Origin of the sequence: Limibacillus sp. (assembly GCA_037379885.1) — a bacterium.
Taxonomy (GTDB): domain Bacteria; phylum Pseudomonadota; class Alphaproteobacteria; order Kiloniellales; family CECT-8803; genus JARRJC01.
On record JARRJC010000006.1, the window covers coordinates 26,964 to 46,273 of the forward strand.

Annotated in this window: 16 protein-coding genes; 9 read left to right on the forward strand and 7 right to left on the reverse strand. The window is 65.5% G+C overall.

Going from position 1 to position 19,310, the window contains the following annotated elements:
- From P8X75_03325 to P8X75_03335, 3 genes are all read right to left on the reverse strand, one after another.
- Nucleotides 1-2,466 (reverse strand): penicillin acylase family protein, encoded by a 2,466-nt coding sequence (locus P8X75_03325; GenBank protein ID MEJ1994232.1) that lies wholly within the window; start codon nt 2,464-2,466, stop codon nt 1-3.
- 73 nt (nt 2,467-2,539) lie between these two features.
- Nucleotides 2,540-4,060 carry a malonyl-CoA synthase gene (locus P8X75_03330; GenBank protein ID MEJ1994233.1) on the reverse strand — a complete coding sequence of 507 codons (1,521 nt, stop codon included), beginning with the start codon at nt 4,058-4,060 and terminating at the stop codon, nt 2,540-2,542.
- Between the two features lie 4 nt (nt 4,061-4,064).
- On the reverse strand, nt 4,065-4,778 hold the full coding sequence (locus P8X75_03335; GenBank protein MEJ1994234.1) for a GntR family transcriptional regulator: 714 nt from the start codon (nt 4,776-4,778) through the stop codon (nt 4,065-4,067).
- A 299-nt stretch (nt 4,779-5,077) separates the two neighbouring features.
- On the opposite strand from P8X75_03335, the gene dctP reads away from it, so the two are divergent.
- From dctP to P8X75_03375, 8 genes are all read left to right on the forward strand, one after another.
- Entirely contained in the window at nt 5,078-6,085 is a 1,008-nt protein-coding gene (gene dctP, locus P8X75_03340; GenBank protein ID MEJ1994235.1) for a TRAP transporter substrate-binding protein DctP, read from the forward strand.
- A gap of 104 nt (nt 6,086-6,189) precedes the next feature.
- On the forward strand, nt 6,190-6,708 hold the full coding sequence (locus P8X75_03345) for a TRAP transporter small permease (protein ID MEJ1994236.1): 519 nt from the start codon (nt 6,190-6,192) through the stop codon (nt 6,706-6,708).
- A 5-nt stretch (nt 6,709-6,713) separates the two neighbouring features.
- Nucleotides 6,714-8,030, forward strand: a complete 1,317-nt coding sequence (locus tag P8X75_03350) for a TRAP transporter large permease (protein MEJ1994237.1) — start codon at nt 6,714-6,716, stop codon at nt 8,028-8,030.
- A gap of 80 nt (nt 8,031-8,110) precedes the next feature.
- On the forward strand, nt 8,111-9,607 hold the full coding sequence (locus P8X75_03355; protein MEJ1994238.1) for a malonyl-CoA decarboxylase: 1,497 nt from the start codon (nt 8,111-8,113) through the stop codon (nt 9,605-9,607).
- A gap of 90 nt (nt 9,608-9,697) precedes the next feature.
- Nucleotides 9,698-10,891, forward strand: coding sequence for a type III PLP-dependent enzyme (locus P8X75_03360; GenBank protein ID MEJ1994239.1), 1,194 nt, complete (start codon nt 9,698-9,700; stop codon nt 10,889-10,891).
- A complete protein-coding gene (locus tag P8X75_03365; GenBank protein MEJ1994240.1) occupies nt 10,891-11,730 on the forward strand; it encodes an alpha/beta hydrolase in 840 nt (279 codons plus the stop codon). The genes P8X75_03360 and P8X75_03365 overlap by 1 nt, the downstream gene beginning before the upstream one ends.
- 78 nt (nt 11,731-11,808) lie before the next feature.
- Nucleotides 11,809-12,627: a formate/nitrite transporter family protein gene (locus P8X75_03370; protein ID MEJ1994241.1), complete on the forward strand. Its 819-nt coding sequence runs from the start codon at nt 11,809-11,811 to the stop codon at nt 12,625-12,627.
- A 12-nt stretch (nt 12,628-12,639) separates the two neighbouring features.
- Nucleotides 12,640-13,704, forward strand: coding sequence for an alpha/beta fold hydrolase (locus P8X75_03375; GenBank protein MEJ1994242.1), 1,065 nt, complete (start codon nt 12,640-12,642; stop codon nt 13,702-13,704).
- Here the strand turns inward: P8X75_03375 and hemB are convergent.
- The 4 genes from hemB to P8X75_03395 all read right to left on the reverse strand — a co-directional run bounded on the left by hemB (nt 13,665) and on the right by P8X75_03395 (nt 17,936).
- Nucleotides 13,665-14,675 carry a porphobilinogen synthase gene (gene hemB / locus P8X75_03380; GenBank protein MEJ1994243.1) on the reverse strand — a complete coding sequence of 337 codons (1,011 nt, stop codon included), beginning with the start codon at nt 14,673-14,675 and terminating at the stop codon, nt 13,665-13,667. The two genes, P8X75_03375 and hemB, sit on opposite strands and share 40 nt — an antisense overlap.
- 155 nt (nt 14,676-14,830) lie before the next feature.
- Entirely contained in the window at nt 14,831-16,147 is a 1,317-nt protein-coding gene (locus P8X75_03385; protein ID MEJ1994244.1) for a PLP-dependent transferase, read from the reverse strand.
- A 69-nt stretch (nt 16,148-16,216) separates the two neighbouring features.
- A complete protein-coding gene (locus P8X75_03390; GenBank protein ID MEJ1994245.1) occupies nt 16,217-17,113 on the reverse strand; it encodes an alpha/beta hydrolase in 897 nt (298 codons plus the stop codon).
- Nucleotides 17,114-17,561: 448 nt separating this feature from the next.
- The gene (locus P8X75_03395; GenBank protein MEJ1994246.1) at nt 17,562-17,936 is read right to left on the reverse strand and encodes a helix-turn-helix transcriptional regulator; all 375 of its coding nucleotides are present in this window, start codon (nt 17,934-17,936) and stop codon (nt 17,562-17,564) included.
- Between the two features lie 214 nt (nt 17,937-18,150).
- Between P8X75_03395 and P8X75_03400 the strand changes: the two genes are divergently transcribed.
- Nucleotides 18,151-19,293, forward strand: a complete 1,143-nt coding sequence (locus tag P8X75_03400) for an isobutyryl-CoA dehydrogenase (protein ID MEJ1994247.1) — start codon at nt 18,151-18,153, stop codon at nt 19,291-19,293.
- Nucleotides 19,294-19,310: the final 17 nt, after the last annotated feature.

Sequence of the window (19,310 nt, forward strand, 5' to 3'; positions counted from 1 at the left end):
CTACTGCGCAGGATTGAGCAGCAGAAGACGATCGCGATCTGTCGCCGCGCCGACCAGTTTTAGGGCGCGCCCGTCGCGCCAGCGCGTGACCAGGTTGCCGTAGCCGCCGGAGAAGAGATTTCCGGACTGTCCCGGCGCGATCATGAAGCGGGAGTTCTCCAGATCGGAGAGGTCGTAGACCGCGCGCAATCCCGGACCGTGACGGTGCTGGAAGAGGCTCTCGGGCCGTTCGTAGCCCATGGAGGCGCCGCCGCGGTTCACCGTGTCGTCCCAGCCCGGCGTCCCGACCTCAAGAGACACGAGGTCGTTCAACACCGGGACGAACTTGTAGAGCGGATGGCCGAAGGGAGCGCGGTGCAGCCGCTCCCAGCGCCACTGCCGCCAATCCGGACCGAGCCGCGCTTCCAGCAGGTCCAGGGCGTCCTGATAGGCAAGGCGCACCTGTGCCTCGCAGCTTTCGACCGGTTCCGGGCTGGTGACGTCGTCGCACCAGACCGGCTGTTCGGTGAGGATCCTGAGAAGGACGCGGCGGTCGGGCCGGGCCAGGTCTTCGAAGACCGGGCCCGTCTCGTCGGCCAGCAGACGGCTTTGCAGCGAGCGCATCCAGGCGGCGAAGATCGTGGGTTCCGCCCGCCGCCGTGTCATGCGCCGGTCCCAGTCCTCCAGCGCCTGCACCGTCTCGCTCCGGCGTTGGCTCTCCGACAGCATCGGCAGCAGAAGGGGCAAGAGATCGCGCGCGGTCACGGAGACCACGTCCAGCTGCATGGCGCCGGCTTCGGTCGGACCCAGCTTGCCGTTCCTGCCCAGCATCTCCTCGATACGGATCGCTCGGGCGGGATCCGGGAAGCTCCGGTTGATCAGGTTCGGATAATCCGGCGGTGCGATGCGGTTGTTGGCGTTGACCAGCTTTCCCTCCGGCGGGTTCAGAACCTGCGGCAGCTCCTCGAAGGGAACCCGGCCCTCCCACGCGAAGGGGGCGACCCAGGCGGCGAGCGGGCTGCTGCCGTCGCCGAGCGGCCGCTTGGGCAGCACGCCGGCGAGGGCAAAGCCTATGTTGCCGAGACGGTCGGCGAAGGCGACGTTCTGCTGCGGGGCGTAAAACAGCGCCAGCGCGTTCATGAACTCCAGCGCGTTGCGCGCCTTTCCCATCCGGTAGAAGGCCTCGGGCGTGCGGTTCTGCCGGTCGTACAGCGGCCAGGAGAGGGAGAGCGCGGTATCGGCGGGGAAGAGCGCGCGCTCCTCGTCCTCCAGCACGTCCGAGATGATCGGTCCCCTCGGCGTCCTGCGCAGGGTCATGACGACGTCTTCGCCGTCCTTGACCGCGATCGTCACCCGCTGTTTCTCCAGGTCCGTCCAGCCGTCCGGGGTCTCGACCCGCAGACCGTCTTCCGAGAGCTGTTCGACATAGAGGTCCTGGGTATCGCCGTGGGTCGTGGTGAAGCCCCAGGCCAGATGTCCGTTGTGGCCGAGCACCAGGAAGGGCACCCCTGGCGCGGTGACCCCGGCGCGCACCTCGCGTCCGCCCTCGCCATCCGGCCATTCCAGCCGCGTCAGCATCCAGGTGCCCGGCGCGTCCAGCCCCAGGTGCGGATCGTTGGCGAGGATCGGCAGGCCGGTGATGCTGCGCGCGCCAGCCACGACCCACCAGTTGGAAGCGGACTTGGGCTCCAGCGGCCAGGGGAGGATCTTCCCGAGGCGCGCCAGGGCCTCGCCGGGCACCTTGGCGAGCGCCCTTTCTCCCTCGGCCCGCGCCTCCCGGCTTTCGGGCTGCTCCGACACTGGATGGGCGGAGGCGGGCAGGGTGACCGGCGCGCCCTCGCGGTCGCGCGGCCAGAGGAAATCGATCTGCTCCGGGGAGAGCCGCTCGGCAAGGCGGACCCTGAGCAGTTCGTCGGTCCAGTCGCCGGAAAGCTGGAGCGCCATGAGGTTGCCCCAGACAAGCGAGTCGGTGGGCGTCCAGGGCTCCGGCTCATAGCCCAGGGCCAGGAATTCCGGCGTGGGCAGCGTCTGTTGCGCCATGAAGCCATTGACGCCCTCGGCATAGGCGTCGAGGGCGGCGCGGAGCTCGGGCGAGAGGCGCGGCAGTTGCTTTTCGGCCTCGGCGTAGAGCTGGAGCGTGCGCATCAGACGGTCCAGTTCCAGCGTCGCCTCGCCGATCAGCTCGGAAAGGCGGCCGGCGCCCGCCCGCCGCGTCATGTCCATCTGCCAGAGCCGTTCCTGTGCGTGCAGGAAACCGAGCGCACGATAGGCGTCCATCTCGCTCGCGGCGCGGATCGTGGCGATGTCGTCGTCGTCCCGCCAGATTTCGACCGCAGCGTCCAGTCCCGGCAGGGCGGCGCTTCCCCGCGTCTGCGGACTGACGACCCAGCCGTAGGCGGCGAGGGCGGCGAGGGCGCAGACGAGAAGAGCGCTGAGGCCGTAGAGGCCCCAACGGATCACCTTCCAAGCGACTTTGCCTTTCGCCATGGCTCGCCCTTCTTCCGCCGCCTCTCTTGAAGGTAGGGCAGGGAGGGGCGCGCTCCAAGCGGTCCGGTGAGGGTCAGGCGGCGAAGCTGTCCTTATAGGTTTCGCGGAGCTGGTTCTTCTGGACCTTGCCCATGGTGTTGCGGGGAAGCTCCTCCACGAAGTAGACGCACTTGGGCACCTTGAAGTTGGCGAGCTTGCCCTTGCAGGCTTCGATCACCTGTTCCTCGGTGATGTCAGCCGAGCCGTCGCGGGTCGCAACGGCGGCCACGGCTTCCCCGAAGTCCGGGTGCGGCACGCCGATCACCGCGCTTTCGCCGATGCCCGGCAGCTCGTCCACCACCAGCTCTATCTCCTTGGGGTAGACGTTGTAGCCGCCGCAGATCACCAGGTCCTTGGCGCGCCCGACGATGTGGATGTAGCCGCGCTCGTCGATCTTCGCCACGTCGCCGGTGATGAAGAAGCCGTCGGGGCGGAACTCCTCGGCCGTCTTCTCCGGCATGCGCCAGTAACCCGAAAAGACGTTCGGGCCCTTCACTTCCAGGACGCCGATCTCGTTGGTGCCCAGAACCTTGCCCTCTTCATCGGCGATCCGCACCTCGACGCCGGGCAGCGGGAAGCCGACCGTGCCGGCGCGGCGTTCGCCATCCAAGGGGTTGGAGGTGTTCATGCAGGTCTCGGTCATGCCGTAGCGCTCCAGGATGGCGAAGCCGCCGGAGCGCTCCTCGAACTCGCGGAAGGTCTCCTCCAGCAGCGGAGCCGACCCGGAGATGAAGAGCCGCATGTTCTTGCAGGTCTCCGGCCCGAAATCCGGGTGGGCGAGCAGGCGGGTGTAGAAGGTCGGCACGCCCATCATGGCGGTGCAGCGCGGCAGCATCTCGAGCGCCTGATCGGCGTCGAACTTGGGCAGGAAGATCATCTTCGCGCCCGACAGCAAGACGCAGTGCGTCGCCACGAAGAGGCCGTGGGTGTGGAAGATCGGCAGCGCGTGGAACAGCACGTCATCCTTCGTGAAGCCCCAGTAGTCGCGCAAGGTGAGGGTATTGGCCCCCAGATTGCGGTGCGACAGCATGGCGCCCTTCGACCGGCCCGTGGTGCCGCTGGTGTAGAGGATCGCCGCCAGTTCGTCCCCGGCGGACTCAACGCAGCCCACCGCCGGGTCCAGTCCTTCGGCTTCTTCCATCAGACTGCCGCCGCCCTCGGCCCCCAGGGTCAGGACATGGGGCACGCCGAGCTTTTCGGCCAGGCCCTTGAACTCGGCCTCGACCTTGGGGCGGCAGACGGCCACGGTCGGCTCGGCATCGCCCAGGAAGTAGGAGACTTCGGAGGCGGTGTAGGCCGTGTTGAGCGGCAGGTAGACGCCGCCGATCCGGATGCAGCCGAGATAGAGGAAGAGGTTCTCAGGCGACTTATCGACCTGGACGGCGACGCGGTCGCCCTTCTTGACGCCCTTGTCCTTCAGCAGTTGTCCGATGCGCCCGGAAATGCGGTCCAGGTCCTCGAAGCTGTAGAGCTTGCCGCCGGCCACCTCCATGACCGTCTCGGACCGGTCCTCGGGGAAATGCGCTTCCATCAGGGCGTAGAGATTCTCGTTCATCGCTTCAAAGGCCTCGTGCTTGTTTGGGTGTTGGAACTTCCTGGTCGTCTTCCAGAGTGGAGAGCAGGTCAACAAAGCTGTCCCCCTGGATCGCGACATGGCCGCGCATGGCCGCTTCGGCGTCCTCTTCGCGGTCCTCCAGAATCGCCCGCATCACCTCTTCGTGCTCGTCCAGGGAGGCGGGGATGCGCCGCGTTCGCCGCAACTGGATGCGGCGGTAGGCGGCCAGGCGGTTGCGCAGGTTCAGGGTCTGTTGCTCCAGAAAGGCATTGTGGCTGCCCTCATAGATGGCCTCGTGGAACTGCTGGTTGGCGTCGTAGTAGTCGTCGGCGCTGCCCGCCTCGGCGGCGCGGCGGCAGGACTCGAAGGCCGCCTGAAGCTTGTAGCGCTCCTCCGGCGTCATGCGCTGGGCGGCAAGTCGCGCGCACTGACCTTCCAGCTCCGACATCACCTCGAACATTTCAAAGAGTGTCTTTGCCGAGACCTTGGAGACCAGCGCTCCCTGGCGCGGGCGCATCTCGATCAGGCCGGAAGAGGAGAGCTGCAGGAGCGCTTCGCGGACCGGGGTTCGGGACACGCCGAAGCGTTTGGCCAGCAGGGTTTCGTCGAGCCGCGCGCCCGGGGCCAGCGCGCCGGACAGGATCTCCGCCTCCAACTGACGGCGCAGGTGGTCGGCTGTCCTCATCCGCTTCTTGGCGCTCGCATTCTTGGCGCTCATATTCTTGGCGCTTATGGCCTGTTCGCCTGACATCGCGGCCCCACTGCTCGATAGTCCGGTTGCTCTGAATTCGTAAACATTATGCACAGAAGTGGTTTTTGTATACAAGACTGGACAGCGCGCTACTTTGACCGTAACCTTTCGATAGTGCGGCTTCGTCTTCCGCTATGACGCGAGCTAAGCCGCATCGGGAGTTAGAGGAAAAAATGCCCCCGCGCTGAAGCGGGGGGTTCGGTGAGGGAGGGGCGACTGTAATGGCCCGTCTCAGCCGACGTTTCTAATGGGAGGAGAACCAAGAAATGTTCACTAGCAAGTCATTCCATCTGAAGGTAGCCGGCGTCGCCGCCGCTGCTCTCATGCTGGCCACGCCGGCACTCGCGGAAACCACGCTCAAGGCCTCTCACCAGTGGCCCGGCGGCAAGGGCGACGTGCGCGACGAGATGGTGCAGATCATCGCCAAGGAAGTCGAAAAGGCGGGCGTCGATCTGAAGGTGCAGGTCTATCCCGGCGGCTCGCTCTTCAAGGCGAAGCAGCAGTGGGACGCCATGACCAAGAACCAGCTCGACATCTCGGCATTCCCGCTGGACTACGCGAGCGGCCGTCACCCGCAGTTCAGCGCCACGCTGATGCCGGGTCTGGTCAAGAACCACGATCACGCAAAGCGTCTGAACGATTCGCCCTACATGGATGAGATCAAGAAGATCATCAATGACGCGGGCATCATCGTGCTGTCCGACGCCTGGCTGGCCGGTGGCTTTGTCGGCAAGGACAAGTGCATCACCAGCCCCGCCGATGCGCAGGGCCAGGTCATGCGCGCGGCCGGTCCGGCCTTCGAGCAGATGCTGGTCGAGGCCGGCGCCTCGATCAACTCCATGCCGTCTTCCGAGCTCTACACCGGTCTTCAGACCGGCGTGCTCGATGGCGCGAACACCAGCTCGGGCTCCTTCGTTTCCTACCGGATCTACGAGCAGGTCAAGTGCCTGACGCCTCCGGGGGATTTCGCCCTCTGGTTCATGTACGAGCCGATCCTGATGTCCAAGTCGTCCTTCGATTCCCTGACGCCTGAACAGCAGAAGGCGCTGATGGACGCGGGCCAGGTCGCCGAGGACTACTTCTTCGAGGAAGCCAAGGGCCTGGATAAGGAACTGGTCGAGGTCTACGAGAAGGCCGGCGTCCAGATCAATCCGATGACCAAGGAGGATTACGACGCCTGGGTCGCCGTGGCGAAAAAGTCCTCTTACAAGATCTTCGCCGAGAACGTCCCCGGCGGGGCCGAGATCATCGAGAAGGCCTTGGCCGTCGAGTGATCCAACGAGGGGGCGGGGGCCGCTGAGCTGCGGCCCCCGTTTCTTTTCGGAGGTTTTTGCGGTCTGCTAAGGACCCACCAAAGTTCCGCAGGGGATCGAGAAGAATGGACGCCTTCATTTCCGCTGTCCGCTGGACCTCCCGCTTCTTCGGCGTCATAGCGGTGCTTCTGCTGCTGGCGGCCGTCTTGGCGGTCTGCCATCTGGTCATCGTTCGCTACATCCTCAACAGTTCCGCCATCTGGCAGCACGAGTTCGTGACCTTTTCGATCATCGGCTCGACGCTGCTGGGCAGCCCCTACGTGCTGCTGACGCGCGGCCATGTGAACGTGGACCTGCTGCCGCAGTACCTGGGGCAGAAGGGGCGTCTGCTGCTGGCGCTTGTCGCCTCGGGCCTCTCCTTCGTTTTCTGCGCGGTGGTCGGCTTCGCCGGGTTCGAGGTTTGGCTGGAGGCCCTGACCAACGGTTGGCGCAACGAGACGGTTTGGGCGCCGCCCTTGTGGATCCCCTACATGGCGATCCCGCTTGGCCTGGGGCTCGTCTGCCTGCAATACCTGGCCGACGTGCTTGCGCTTTTAACCGGGCGTGACATGCCCTTCGGGTTGCCACCCAAGGGTGGGGAGTAGGGGCCATGAGTGAGCTTCAAATCGGCCTCTTGGTCGCCATCGTCACGATCGTCATTCTGCTGTCGGGCGCGCCGGTCGCCTTCAGCCTCGGCATCGTCGCCGTCGGCTTCCTGGTGGTCTTCGACGGCTTCGGCGCGCTCTCCTTCGTCGCCGATATCTTCTATGGCGGCTTGGACAGCTTCGCGCTGCTCTCGATCCCCATGTTCATCCTGATGGGGGCGGCCATCGCCTCCTCGCGCGCCGGCGCCGACCTCTACGAGGCCCTGGACCGCTGGCTCTACCGCGTGCCGGGCGGGCTCATGGCCTCCAACATCGGCGCCTGCGCGATCTTCGCCGCGCTATCGGGCTCTTCGCCCGCGACCTGTGCGGCGATCGGCAAGATGGGCATCCCGGAGATGCGCAAGCGCGGCTATCCCGCCTCCGTCGCGACCGGTTCCATCGCCGCGGGCGGCACGCTCGGCATCCTGATCCCGCCGTCGATCACCATGATCGTCTACGGCATCGCGACCGAGACCTCGATCGGGCGGCTCTTCCTGGCGGGGCTGGTGCCCGGCCTGCTGCTGACGGGGCTGTTCATCGCCTGGGGACTCTTTTCGGCCTGGCGAAAGGGCTACGAGTTCGTCGAACCCGGCCTGCGCTACAGTCTGATGCAGAAGATCGAGATGCTGCCGAAGGTCGGTCCCTTCCTGCTCATCATCGCCGGTATCCTCTACGTGCTCTACGGCGGCGTTGCCACGCCTTCGGAAGCGGCGGGCGTGGGCGCGATGTTCTGCCTGCTGCTGGTGATCGTGATCTACAAGGTTCACCGCAAGGGCGAGCTCTTCTCCATCTTCCGCGATTCCATGCGGGAGTCGGTGATGATCCTGATGATCATCGCCGCCGCCGACCTGTTCAGCTACATGATGTCCAGCCTCTTCATCACCCAGTCGCTGGCCATGTGGATCGCGGACCTGGAGGTCAACCGCTGGGTCCTGATGGGCTGCATCAACCTGTTCCTGCTGGTCGCGGGTTTCTTCCTGCCGCCGGTCGCGGTCATCCTGATGGCGGCCCCGACGCTCTTGCCGATCATCGAGACCATCGGTTTCGACGCCATCTGGTTCGCCGTGGTCCTGACCATCAACATGGAGATCGGGCTGATCACCCCGCCGGTGGGACTGAACCTCTACGTCATCAACGGCATTGCGCCGGACGTTAAGTTGCAGACGATCCTGTTGGGGGCCTTGCCCTTCATGCTTTGCATGGTGGTCGCCATCGTGCTGCTCTGCATCTTCCCGGAGATCGCCTTGTGGCTGCCGGAGGCCTTGATGGGGCCGGCAATATAGAGAAAGAGGGCTGTCATGCCCGCCGTCCGATCCCTATCTTCTAGGGGGTGGCGACCGCTGACCAGTTGAGAGATTTGCCTATGGCCCAAGCCGCCAACCAGACTGAAGCATCCGAACCGCGGGCCGGGCTGGTCGGACGCACCCTGCGCAACCTCAGCTCGGCCTGGCGCGAGGCCGCGAACTCCGCGGCCCGCACCATCGGCCTGCCAGAGCCGCACCTGCCCCCGACCGACCGCCGCGCGCTCAAGCGTTTCATGCAGGAGTGTCTGGACGCGCGGGGCGGGGAGGTTTCGGCGCGGCTCCAGGCCGCCGAACTGGGACAGCTTTACCTGAAGGCGGACAGCGAGGGCCGCCGCCGCTTCCTGACGATCCTGGCCGAGGACTTCGCGGTCGATCAGGCGCTGGTGGAGGAGGCTGTCGAGGGATTCGCGCGGGCCTCGACCAAGGCGGAAAGGCTAGAGGCGGAGCAGAGCCTGCGCCGCGCGCTGGTGCCGCAGCGGCGCCGGCTGATCACCAAGTTCACCGCGCTGAAGGAAGGCGTCAAGTTCCTCGTCGACCTGCGCGCGGAGCTTCTTCCAATGACGAAAGAATCCTCTTCGCTCAAATCGTTAGACGAAGACCTTAAGGATTTACTTGAGCATTGGTTCGACTTCGGTTTCCTGGACCTGCGGCCCATCACCTGGGATTCGCCTGCCTCGCTTCTGGAAAAGCTGATCGACTACGAGGCCGTGCACGAGATCCGTTCCTGGCACGACCTGCGCAACCGTCTGGATTCGGACCGGCGCTGCTATGCGCTCTTCCACCCGCGCATGCCCGAGGAGCCGCTGGCCTTCGTCGAGGTGGCCCTGGTCAAGGGCCTGGCCGGCTCGGTGCAGGCGCTGCTGGATGAGGAGGCGCCGCTCTCTGATCCGGCGAGCGCCGACACGGCCATCTTCTATTCCATCTCCAACACGCAAAAGGGCCTCACCGGCATCTCCTTTGGCGAATACCTCATCAAGGGCGCGGTCCAGCGCCTGAAGTCGGAACACCCCAATCTCAGGACCTTTGCGACCCTCTCGCCCGTGCCGGGCTTCATGTCCTGGCTGAAGGGCCTTGAAGACGCGGCCCTTCTGTCGGTCTTGACCGAGGAGGAGCAGGGCGGCCTGCGCGCCCTTGCGGGCAGCGACAAGGCGGCGGAGGCCTTCCGCAGCATCCTGGCGCGCCCCGGCTGGGAGGACGACGAGACCACGCGCCGCGCCATGAAGGAGGCGCTGCTGCGCCTGGTGTCGATCTATTTCGATCAGCGGCGGAGCGACCGGCAGCCCATCGACCCCGTCGGGCGCTTCCACCTGCGCAACGGCGCGCGGCTGGAGCGCATCAACTGGATGGGCGACCGTTCGGCCAAGGGGATGCAGCAGGCCGCGGGCCTGATGGTCAACTACCGCTACGATCCGGATTCCATCGAGGCCAACCACGAAGCCTACGTGAAGGATGGGGAGGTGGCCTTGAGCGGCGAGGTCGCCAAGCAGCTACGCGCGGCCCGCGCCTCGGACAGCGATGGATACTTCAGCCGCAAGCCGTCGAAAAAGACTGCCTGACGGCGTTCGCACGGGGTTTCGCCGCCCGCGTCTAAGCCTTATCCTTGGAAGGATCGTCTCTTTCCTCTCCCAAGGCTTAGGAGCCAGGCTTTGTCCAAGGCAGCCAAAGTATTTCCCGATGTCGCCTCCGTGGTGCGGGAGCTGCGCCCCAGCTATCCCGTCTACTGCGTCAGGCCCGAGGTTCTGACCCGCAACGCGAAGCGCTTCCTGACCGGCTTTCCGGGGAAGGTGCTCTACGCGGTCAAGAGCAACCCGCACCCGATGGTGCTGGATGCGCTCTACGCGGGCGGCATCCGTCATTTCGATACGGCGTCCCTCGCCGAGATCGCTCAGATCTGCGAGAGCTATGAGGAGGCCGGCGCCTACTTCATGCATCCGGTCAAGACCCGCGCGGCGCTGGAGATGGCCTACAAGGTCTATGGCATCCGCCACTACGTGGTCGATCACCCCGCCGAGCTGGAAAAGGTCTACGAGGAGACCGGCGGCGACGACGTCGTGATCATGGTGCGCATCACCACGCCCAAGGCGGAGGGCACGCTGTTCCATCTGGCCGGAAAGTTCGGGGCCACGGTGGAGGAGGGTGCTGAGATGATGAAGCGCGCCAAGGCGCTCGGCATGGAGGCGGGCGTCGCCTTCCACGTCGGATCCCAGTGCATGGACCCCGGGGCTTACATCGCCGCCCTGGAAGCGGTCGGCAGGATGCTGGCGCTGTCGGGCGTGGAGCCGGTGGCCGTCGACGTGGGCGGCGGTTTCCCCGCGCGCTACGCCAACATGGAGCCGCCGCCGATCCACAAGTACTTCGAGGCGGTCCGCGAAGGGCTGAAGCGCATCAAGCTGCCGCCGACCGTCGACATCTGGTGCGAGCCGGGGCGGGCCCTGGTCGCGACCGGCGTCTCCCTTCTGGTGCAGGTCCAGCTTCGCAAGGACGACAAGCTCTACATCAACGACGGCATCTACGGCTCCTTGAACGAGCTGACCTCCAGCGAGATGCGACCGCCGACCCGTCTGGTGCGCCTGGAAGGCCCGCCGTCCTCCAACGAGTTCCAAAGCTACGCCATGATGGGTCCGACCTGCGACTCCGTGGACGTGGTCGAGGGCGCCTTTACCCTGCCGGTGGACGTTCAGGAAGGCGACTGGATCGAGATCGACCAGCTCGGCGCCTACTCGAACGCCATGGCCTCGCGCTTCAACGGCTTCTTCCCCGAGACCTTCGTGACCGTGAACGACGATCCGGTGGCTGCGGGCCTGAAGGGGCCCTGCGCGCCTTCCGTCGTGGCGGCTTGATGCGGCGAGGAAGCTTCGAAAGCCCGGCGGGCCCGGCGCTCTCTTATCTTGAATGGAACCGGGAGGGCGCGGGGCCGCCCATCGTCTGCGTCCACGGCCTGACCCGCAATGCTCTCGACTTCGAGAAGTTGGGCGGCGCGTTGGCCGAAAGCGGACGCCATGTCGTGTCTCTCGACGTGGTGGGGCGCGGTGAGAGCGGCCGTCTGGACGACCCCTCGGCTTACGGCTATCCGCAGTATCTGGACGACTCGCTCGCCTTGGCGCGGCATCTGGATGCCGTTCAAGTCGATTGGGTGGGAACCTCCATGGGCGGCCTTATCGGCATGATGCTGGCGGCGCAGCAGCCGGAGCTGATCCGCCGCATGGTGGTGAACGACGTCGGGCCCTTCATCCCCAAGGCCGCCTTGGAGCGCATCGCCCAATACCTGTCCTACGACTGGCGTTTCGAGAGCCTGGCCCACGCCGATGCGCACCTTCAGAAGGTCTATCTGCCTTTCGGCATCACCGATGCGGAGCATTGGCGGCGCTTTATCGAAATCAGCGTCGCGCCGGACGGCGAGGGCGGGTACCTGCCGAACTACGATCCGGCCATCGCAGCCCCCTTCAAGGACGCGCACCTTGAAGACGTCTCGCTCTGGGACGTCTGGGACGCGGTCTCCGCCGAGGTCCTGCTGCTGCGCGGGGCGCAGTCCGACCTCCTGTTGTCCGAGACGGCCGAGGAGATGACCAAACGCGGGCCGGGTTGCGGGCTCCAGGAGTTCCAGGGCTGCGGCCATGCGCCCCCCTTGATGGAAGCTTCGCAGATTGCGCCGGTGGTGCGTTTCCTGAACGCCGCTTGACCCAGGTCAAAGACCTCCGCCATTCCGAAACGCCACTCTGCGCTCTCTTCATGCTGAACCGAGGGGAGGGCCGTCTGCGTGGCCGATCAGGAAAAGCCGATCACCAGCGTCAGTCCCGCGCCGCTCGATGCCTATCCGCCCGCCCAGGTGGCCGCGATGGTCGAGGCGGTGGGAGTGAAGAAGGCCAACGCGCCGCTCCTGCAGCTCATCCTCCTGGGCCTGCTCGCCGGGGCCTTCATCGCCTTTGGCGCCATGTTCTACACCATGAGCGTGACCGGCTCCGAACTGGGGTTCGGGCCCACGCGGCTTCTGGGCGGCGTCGCCTTCTCGCTGGGGCTGATTCTGGTCGTGGTGGCGGGCGCGGAGCTCTTCACCGGAAACAACCTGATCGTCATGGCCTGGGCCGACCGCAAGGTTTCCAGCGCCAAGCTGCTGCGCAACTGGCTGGCCGTCTACCTCGCCAATGCCGCCGGTGCGCTGGCTTGCGTCCTGATGGTCCAGCTGTCCGGCACGCTCTCGCTCGGCGGCGGCGCGGTTGGCGAGACCGCGGCGCGCATTGCCGAGGCCAAGCTGGCGCTGTCCTTCCCCGAGGCGTTCTTCCGGGGGCTCCTCTGCAACGCGCTGGTCTGCCTCGCGGTCTGGCTTTGCATGGCCGCGCGGGACGTGACGGGTAAGATCTTCGCGATCCTCTTTCCCATCAGCGCCTTCGTAGCCCTGGGTTTCGAGCACTCGGTGGCGAACTTCTACCTGATCCCCATGGGCATGCTGGCGGGCGGGAGCTTCGACCTAGCGGGTCTCTTCGGGAACCTCCTGCCCGTTACCCTCGGCAACATCGTGGGCGGCTCGCTTTTCGTGGCTCTGGTCTACTGGCTTTGCTATCTGCGGCCTGCGCGATAGGGGGCTCTGGCCTTGTGCTGTCCCAGCGCCTATCTCTTCTGCATGACCGCGATCGACGCCAAGACATCGACAGCGCAGAGCTTCCGCGCCCGAAGCCCCTGGATCGGCGGCGACCTCCAGACCCTGCGGAACTTCCTGACCGGAAAGCCAGCCGATCTCTCCGCCTGGCCCGGTCGGCCCCTGACGCTGGGCATGAAGGACGGCAGCGGCGACGCCCTGGCGGCGAAGCTGCATGGCGAGCCGGGGCCGGACAGGCCGCTCCTCGTGCTGATCCACGGCCTGACGGGCTGCGAGGACTCTAAGCACGTGCGGACCGCCGCCGCCCATGCCCTGTCGCAGGGCTACGCGGTGCTGAGGCTCAACCTGCGGGGCGCGGCGCCGGGCCGCAAGCTAGCGCGGGCGCACTATCACGCCGGGCGCAGCGGCGATCTCGCGGACGCGCTGAGGGCGCTCAGCGAGCAGGTTCCCTCGGCCTTCGAAGGCGGACTTTTCCTGACCGGCTATTCTCTCGGCGGTAACCTGCTCTTGAAGTTCCTGGCTGAGGAAGGCCAAGACCTGCCGGTCACGGCGGCGGCCAGCGTCTCCGCCCCGGTCGACCTGAAGGCGGCGCAAGAACGCATCATGGCGCCGCGCAACCGGCTCTATCACAACTACCTGCTAAGGCGCATGAAGGCGGAGGCCCTGGCCACGCCCGGAGGGTTGGAGGAGCCCTACGCCTCGCGGGTCCCCGGCCTCACCACGCTCTTCGACTACGACGACGCCATCGTCGGACCGCGTAACGGCTTCGCCGGGGCGGACGACTATTACCGCCGCTGTTCGGCGAAGGCGTTCCTGCCGGCGATCGATCAGCCGGTCCTGGTGGTTCACGCCGAGGACGACCCCTGGATTCCCGCAGACAGCTACCGCCTGCCGGTCTGGGAGGAAAAGCCCAATCTCAGGCTGCTCATGCCTTCGGGCGGTGGTCATGTGGGGTTCCACGCCGCCGACCATCCCGTGCCCTGGCACGAGCGGCGGATCCTGGAGTTCTTCGAGAGCGTTCAGCCGCGCAGCAGCCGGGCGGCCTCCACGGCGGCATAGGTCAGCACGCCCGAGCAGCCCGCCCGCTTGAAGGCCAGCAGCGATTCGAGAACGGCGCGGTCGTTGTCCAGCCAGCCGTTCTGGGCGGCGGCTTTCAGCATCGCGTACTCGCCGCTCACCTGGTAGGCGAAGACCGGCACCGCGAAGGTTTCCTTCACCCGCCGGATGATGTCGAGATAGGGCATGCCCGGCTTGACCATCACCATGTCCGCGCCCTCGCTGAGGTCGAGGGCTACTTCCCGCAAGGCTTCGTCGGAGTTGGCCGGGTCCATCTGGTAGGTCTTCTTGTCGCCGGTCAGAAAGCCGCCCGACCCGATGGCGTCGCGGAAGGGCCCGTAGAAGGCCGAGGCGTACTTGGCGGCGTAGCTCATGATCTTCACGTCCTGATGCCCGGCCTCGTCCAGCGCCTGCCGGATGACGCCGATGCGCCCGTCCATCATGTCCGAAGGAGCGATCACGTCGCAGCCGGCGCTGGCCTGCACCACCGCCTGACGGCAGAGCACGGCGTTGGTCTCGTCATTGAGAATCCGCTCGCCCTCCACCAGCCCGTCGTGGCCCAGCGAGTTGTAAGGGTCCAAGGCCACATCGCAGATCAGGCCGAGGTCGGGAAGCTCCTCCTTCAGGCGGCGCACCGCACGGCAGATCAGGTTGTCCGGATTGGTCGCCTCGTCCGCCGTCGGGGTCTTCTTGTCCGCCTCGACATAGGGGAAGAGCGCCAGCGCCGGGATGCCCAGGTCGCGGGCTTCGCGGGCGGCTTCGACCAGCCCCTCCACCGAATGCCGGACGACGCCCGGCATGGACTCGACGGGCGTTGCTTGCCCATCGCCTTCGCGCAGGAAGACGGTCCAGATAAGCTGATCGCTGGTGAGCGTGTTTTCCGCCACCATGCGGCGGATCCAGGGCGCGCTGCGTGTGCGCCGCATGCGGGTGGCCGGAAAGCTCGCGCCAGGAAATACCGTTCCGTTGCTCATGCGCCTCGTTCAAGTCCCTGCTGATCGTCGGTTGAGCCGAAGTCTAGGCGCTCGCGCGGACCTCAACAAGAAGGAAGCGGGTGAGGGCGGGGCACAAAAAAAGGGAGCCGCGGCGCTGAACCGCGGCTCCCTCGTGGCTGGGGTCTGGGAGTGCCTCAGGCCGCCTGGGTGGCGCGGCCGGCGGCATCCAGGGCCTGCTTCAGATCGGCCAGGATGTCGTCGATGTGCTCGATGCCGACCGACAGGCGGACGTAGCCGGGCGTCACGCCGCTCTGCGCCTGTTCTTCCGGCGTCAGCTGGGAGTGCGTCGTGGTCGCCGGGTGGATGGCGAGCGAACGCGCGTCGCCGATGTTGGCCACGTGATAGAAGAGTTCCAGCGCGTTGATGAAGCGCTGCCCGGCCTCCGCGCCGCCCTTCAGCTCGAAGCCGACCAGGCCCCCGAAGCCGCCCTTCAGATAGGTTTCGGCCCGGCGCTTCTGCTCGGCGTCTTCATGGGCGCCGGCGAAGATCACGCGGGACACCTCCTCGTGCCCCGCCAGGAACTCCGCCACCGCCGCGGCGTTGCGGCAGTGCTCCCGGATGCGCAGCGGCAGGGTCTCAAGCCCTTGCAGGAACTGGAAGGCGTTGAAGGGGCTCATGGCCGCGCCCAGGTCGCGCTGCAGGGTCACGCGCGCCTTGATGATGTAGGCGATCGGCCCCAGCGGCTTCACCGCCTCGGTCCAGACCGCGCCGTGGTAGCTGGGGTCCGGCTGGTTCAGGAGCGGGAAGCGCTCGGCGTTCGCCTCCCAGTCGAAGGCGCCGCTGTCGACGATCACGCCGCCGATCGAGGTGCCGTGGCCCCCAATGTACTTCGTGGTCGAGTAGACGACGATCGACGCGCCGTGCTCGATCGGCTTGCAGAGAATGGGGCAGGCCGTGTTGTCCATGATCAAGGGCACGCCAAGCTCCTTGCCGATGGCCGCCACTTCCGCGATGGGGAAGACGTTCAGCTTCGGGTTCGGCAGGGTCTCGGCGTAGTAGGCGCGGGTCTTCTCGTCCGTCGCCTTGCGGAAGCCCTCCGGATCCGCCGGATCCACGAAACGCACCTCGATGCCCTGCTGCGACAGGGTGTTGGCGAAGAGGTTCCAGGTGCCGCCGTAAAGATCGGTGGAGGAGACGATGTTGTCCCCCGCCTTGGCGATGTTCTGGACCGCGATGGCGGTGGCCGCCTGTCCGGAGGAGACGCCGAGAGCCGCAACGCCACCCTCCAGCGCGGCAAGGCGCTTTTCGAGCACGTCTACCGTCGGGTTCATGATGCGCGTGTAGATGTTGCCCAGCTCCTTCAGCGCGAAGAGGTTCGCGGCATGCTCCGCATGATCGAACTGATAGGACGTGGTCTGGTAGATCGGCACGGCGACCGATCCGGTCGCCGGGTCCGCGCGGTAGCCTTCGTGGAGTACGAGGGTTTCCGGGTTTTTCGTCGTGTCTGTCATCTCTTTGGTCCTCCTATTCAACAGTCTGTCTTCAGTTGGTTCAGGGTTCCGCCGGCAGAGGTTGCGGCCTCAAGCGGCGGCATGAATGGGTCTTTGACCTTGTCTCGCCGGAAGGTCCTCCCGGCCGGTCTTCTTGCCGTGTTTGCGTTTGACCTCTTGGCGCTGCATCTGCTGCGCCATGGTCCTGGCGACTTCCTCTCCATGGCTGAGCGGGCCCATGTGACCTGCCTTCACCACGCGATGCAGACGCCCATGGGGCAGGAAGCGGGTCAGCAGCTTCGAGGCGACCTGCGCGGGCTTCGGGCTGCGTCCGCCCTGGATCACCAGCGTTTCCATCGGCAGGCCGGCCAATTCCTCGGGGCCGGTCTTGCAGGAGAAGATCGCCCTGAAGTCCAGCGGCCCCTTGGACGCCCAAAGCGCCAGGGAGCGGCGTGTCTCCAGCGGCAGACGCTTCCAGGCGCCGCTGCCGTTCCAGTAGTCGACGAAGATCTCCGCGCCGCCATGATAGTCGCCTTCGGCGATGCGGCCCTCGAAGGCCCAGGCGAACTCGCCGATCTCGGCATGGGCCGAGCGTCCCTCGTGCCCGCCATGGGCGAGCAGTTGGAAGACGGTGGGCTCGTAGAGCGTCAGGCTCGCGACCTTCTCCTTGCGCCTGAGCGCGGCCTGCAGGGCGACACTGCCGCCGAAGGAGTGACCGACCAGATGCACCGGCTGCGATTCCTGATCCAGGAGCGCGACGATCAGATCGGCTTCCCGGTCCAGGCTGTAGGGTCCGTAGCCGTCCCATGCGCCCCGCGCCCCGCAGTTGTAGAGCTCGGGCGTCAGCAGGATCCAGTTGGCTGTCAAAGCGGACTTCAGGGACGACCAGTGGGCGGCGCGCCCCCCGGAACAATGCACGGCGAGTCCGACGGACAATCCTGCCTGTGCGGCCTTGGGTGCTTCCACGGATGAGACTTCTTGAACCATTTTCCGACTTTCCCTTTTGAGGTGCCTATCCGCCGTCCGCCATCGCTGGGCCAGCGGGCGACTGAAGGCGGCCTTATAGTCGGAAGAGCCTCGGGTGTTCTGTGAGGCTGGTCACAGAACGCTGGACTTCATACCGAGAGGCTCGCCGTGCGCTCTGCTGCGCTCCGGCGGAACACCGGGGAGGGAAGGACTGGCTGTCGCAGTCATGGGTCGGGTCGGTCATGGGTCGGCTCCTTCTCACTTCGGGCCATAAAAAAACCGCCACGACCAAAGCGTTGGGGCGGTTTTCCTGCGGCTCCTGAAGTATAGGAGCGAGAGCCCTCGCTTTAGCCGTACTTATAACGCGCCCGCAAGCTGTGGTTCAAATCGGCGCGACAAAAAGTAAAGGGTCAGGCGACCGGGCCTGTCAAGCGCCGATTGCCTCTAGAGAGACGGGAAAAACTTGCTGTCAGCCGTGTTCGGACTTGGCGATCGCTTTGATCAGCTTCGCCACTTGGCTCTTTACATCGCTGTCGGCCAGTTCGTTCAGAGCCCGTGCAAGTTGAACGGAATCGCGGGACAGGCGGCCATCGCCGACCGGTTCCGGCTCGGCAGTGTTGCTTACCTCTTCCAACTCTTCGAAGAAATAGGTGATCGGGGCATTCAAAAGCCGGCTGATGACCCAGAGACGGCCACTGCCGATCCGGTTGGTCCCTTTCTCATACTTCTGTATTTGCTGAAAGCTGACCTCCAGCATATCACCAAGCTGCGTCTGCGTTAGGCCGCGCTCCGTGCGAAGCTGCCGCAGCCGCTTGCCGATTGCGGCATCGAATTTATCGGCCATTCAGTTACCTCCCCGTTGCAACGCGCAAAAGAGAAACTTTTTCGCGTTTTCAACCCCTGTGATGCAACACATAATTGTATCACTAACCCTTTGCGGTTACAATTTTTTTCAGGTCAGGCACTGCTTTAGCCGCGAGCGATTGACAGCACATCTGCGCAGTTTATCAATCGATCACCTTGTAGGGCGGTGGAACGCGGCAGGAGGGCACCTTTCCATGGACTTCACCTTCAACGAAGAACAGCGCGCTTTTCAGGAGATGGCCCGCGACTTCGCATACAATGAGATGCTAGCAGAGGCCGCGCGTTGGGATGAAGAGGAAATCTTTCCGGTTGCAACACTTCGTCGCGCCGCAGAGTTGGGATTCGCCGGAATCTACGTCCGGGATGACGTGGGCGGGTCGGGTCTAAAGCGTCTGGACGCCGCCATCATTTTCGAGCAGCTAGCAAGAGCCTGTCCATCAACCGCCGCCTACATCTCGATCCACAACATGGCCGCCTGGATGATCGACCGTTTCGGGAACGACGAGCAGCGCGAGCGCTTTCTTCCCAAGCTGACGTCCATGGAGCACTTCGCCAGTTATTGCCTGACCGAACCGGGGTCGGGCTCCGACGCCGCTTCACTGCGCACCCGCGCCGAAGCGGACGGAGAGAGTTACCGGCTCAACGGCCAGAAGGCCTTCATCTCCGGCGGCGGGTCGAGCGACATCTACCTGGTCATGTGCCGCACGGGCGGGGAGGGACCGAAGGGCATCTCGACCCTGGTGGTGGAGAAGGGCACCGAGGGCCTCAGCTTCGGGAAGAAAGAGAAGAAGCTCGGCTGGAACAGTCAGCCGACCCGCCAGGTCATCTTCGAAGACGCTTTGGTTCCCCAAAGTCACCGACTCGGGTCCGAGGGGGACGGCTTCAAGATCGCCATGATGGGGCTGGACGGCGGTCGCGTGAACATCGGCGCCTGTTCCCTGGGCGCAGCGGGCGCCTGTCTCGACGCCGCGCTCGCCTACGTCAAGGAGCGCAAGCAGTTCGGCAAGGCCCTGGCGGAGTTCCAGGCCTTGCAGTTCAAGCTCGCCGACATGGCCACCGAGCTGGAAGCCGCCCGGCTGTTGCTTTACCGCGCGGCCTCGGCCCTGGACGCGGGCGCGCCGGAGGCCACCAAGCTTTGCGCCATGGCCAAGCGCTTCGCCACCGACATCGGCTTCAAGGTCTGCAACGAGGCCTTGCAGCTTCATGGCGGCTACGGCTACATCAAGGAATATCCAATCGAGCGCTATCTGCGCGATGTCCGGGTCCACCAGATCCTGGAAGGCACGAACGAGATCATGCGCCTGATCATCGCGCGGAAGCTCTTGAGCGAAGACTGAACCGCTCTCCCGAAGAC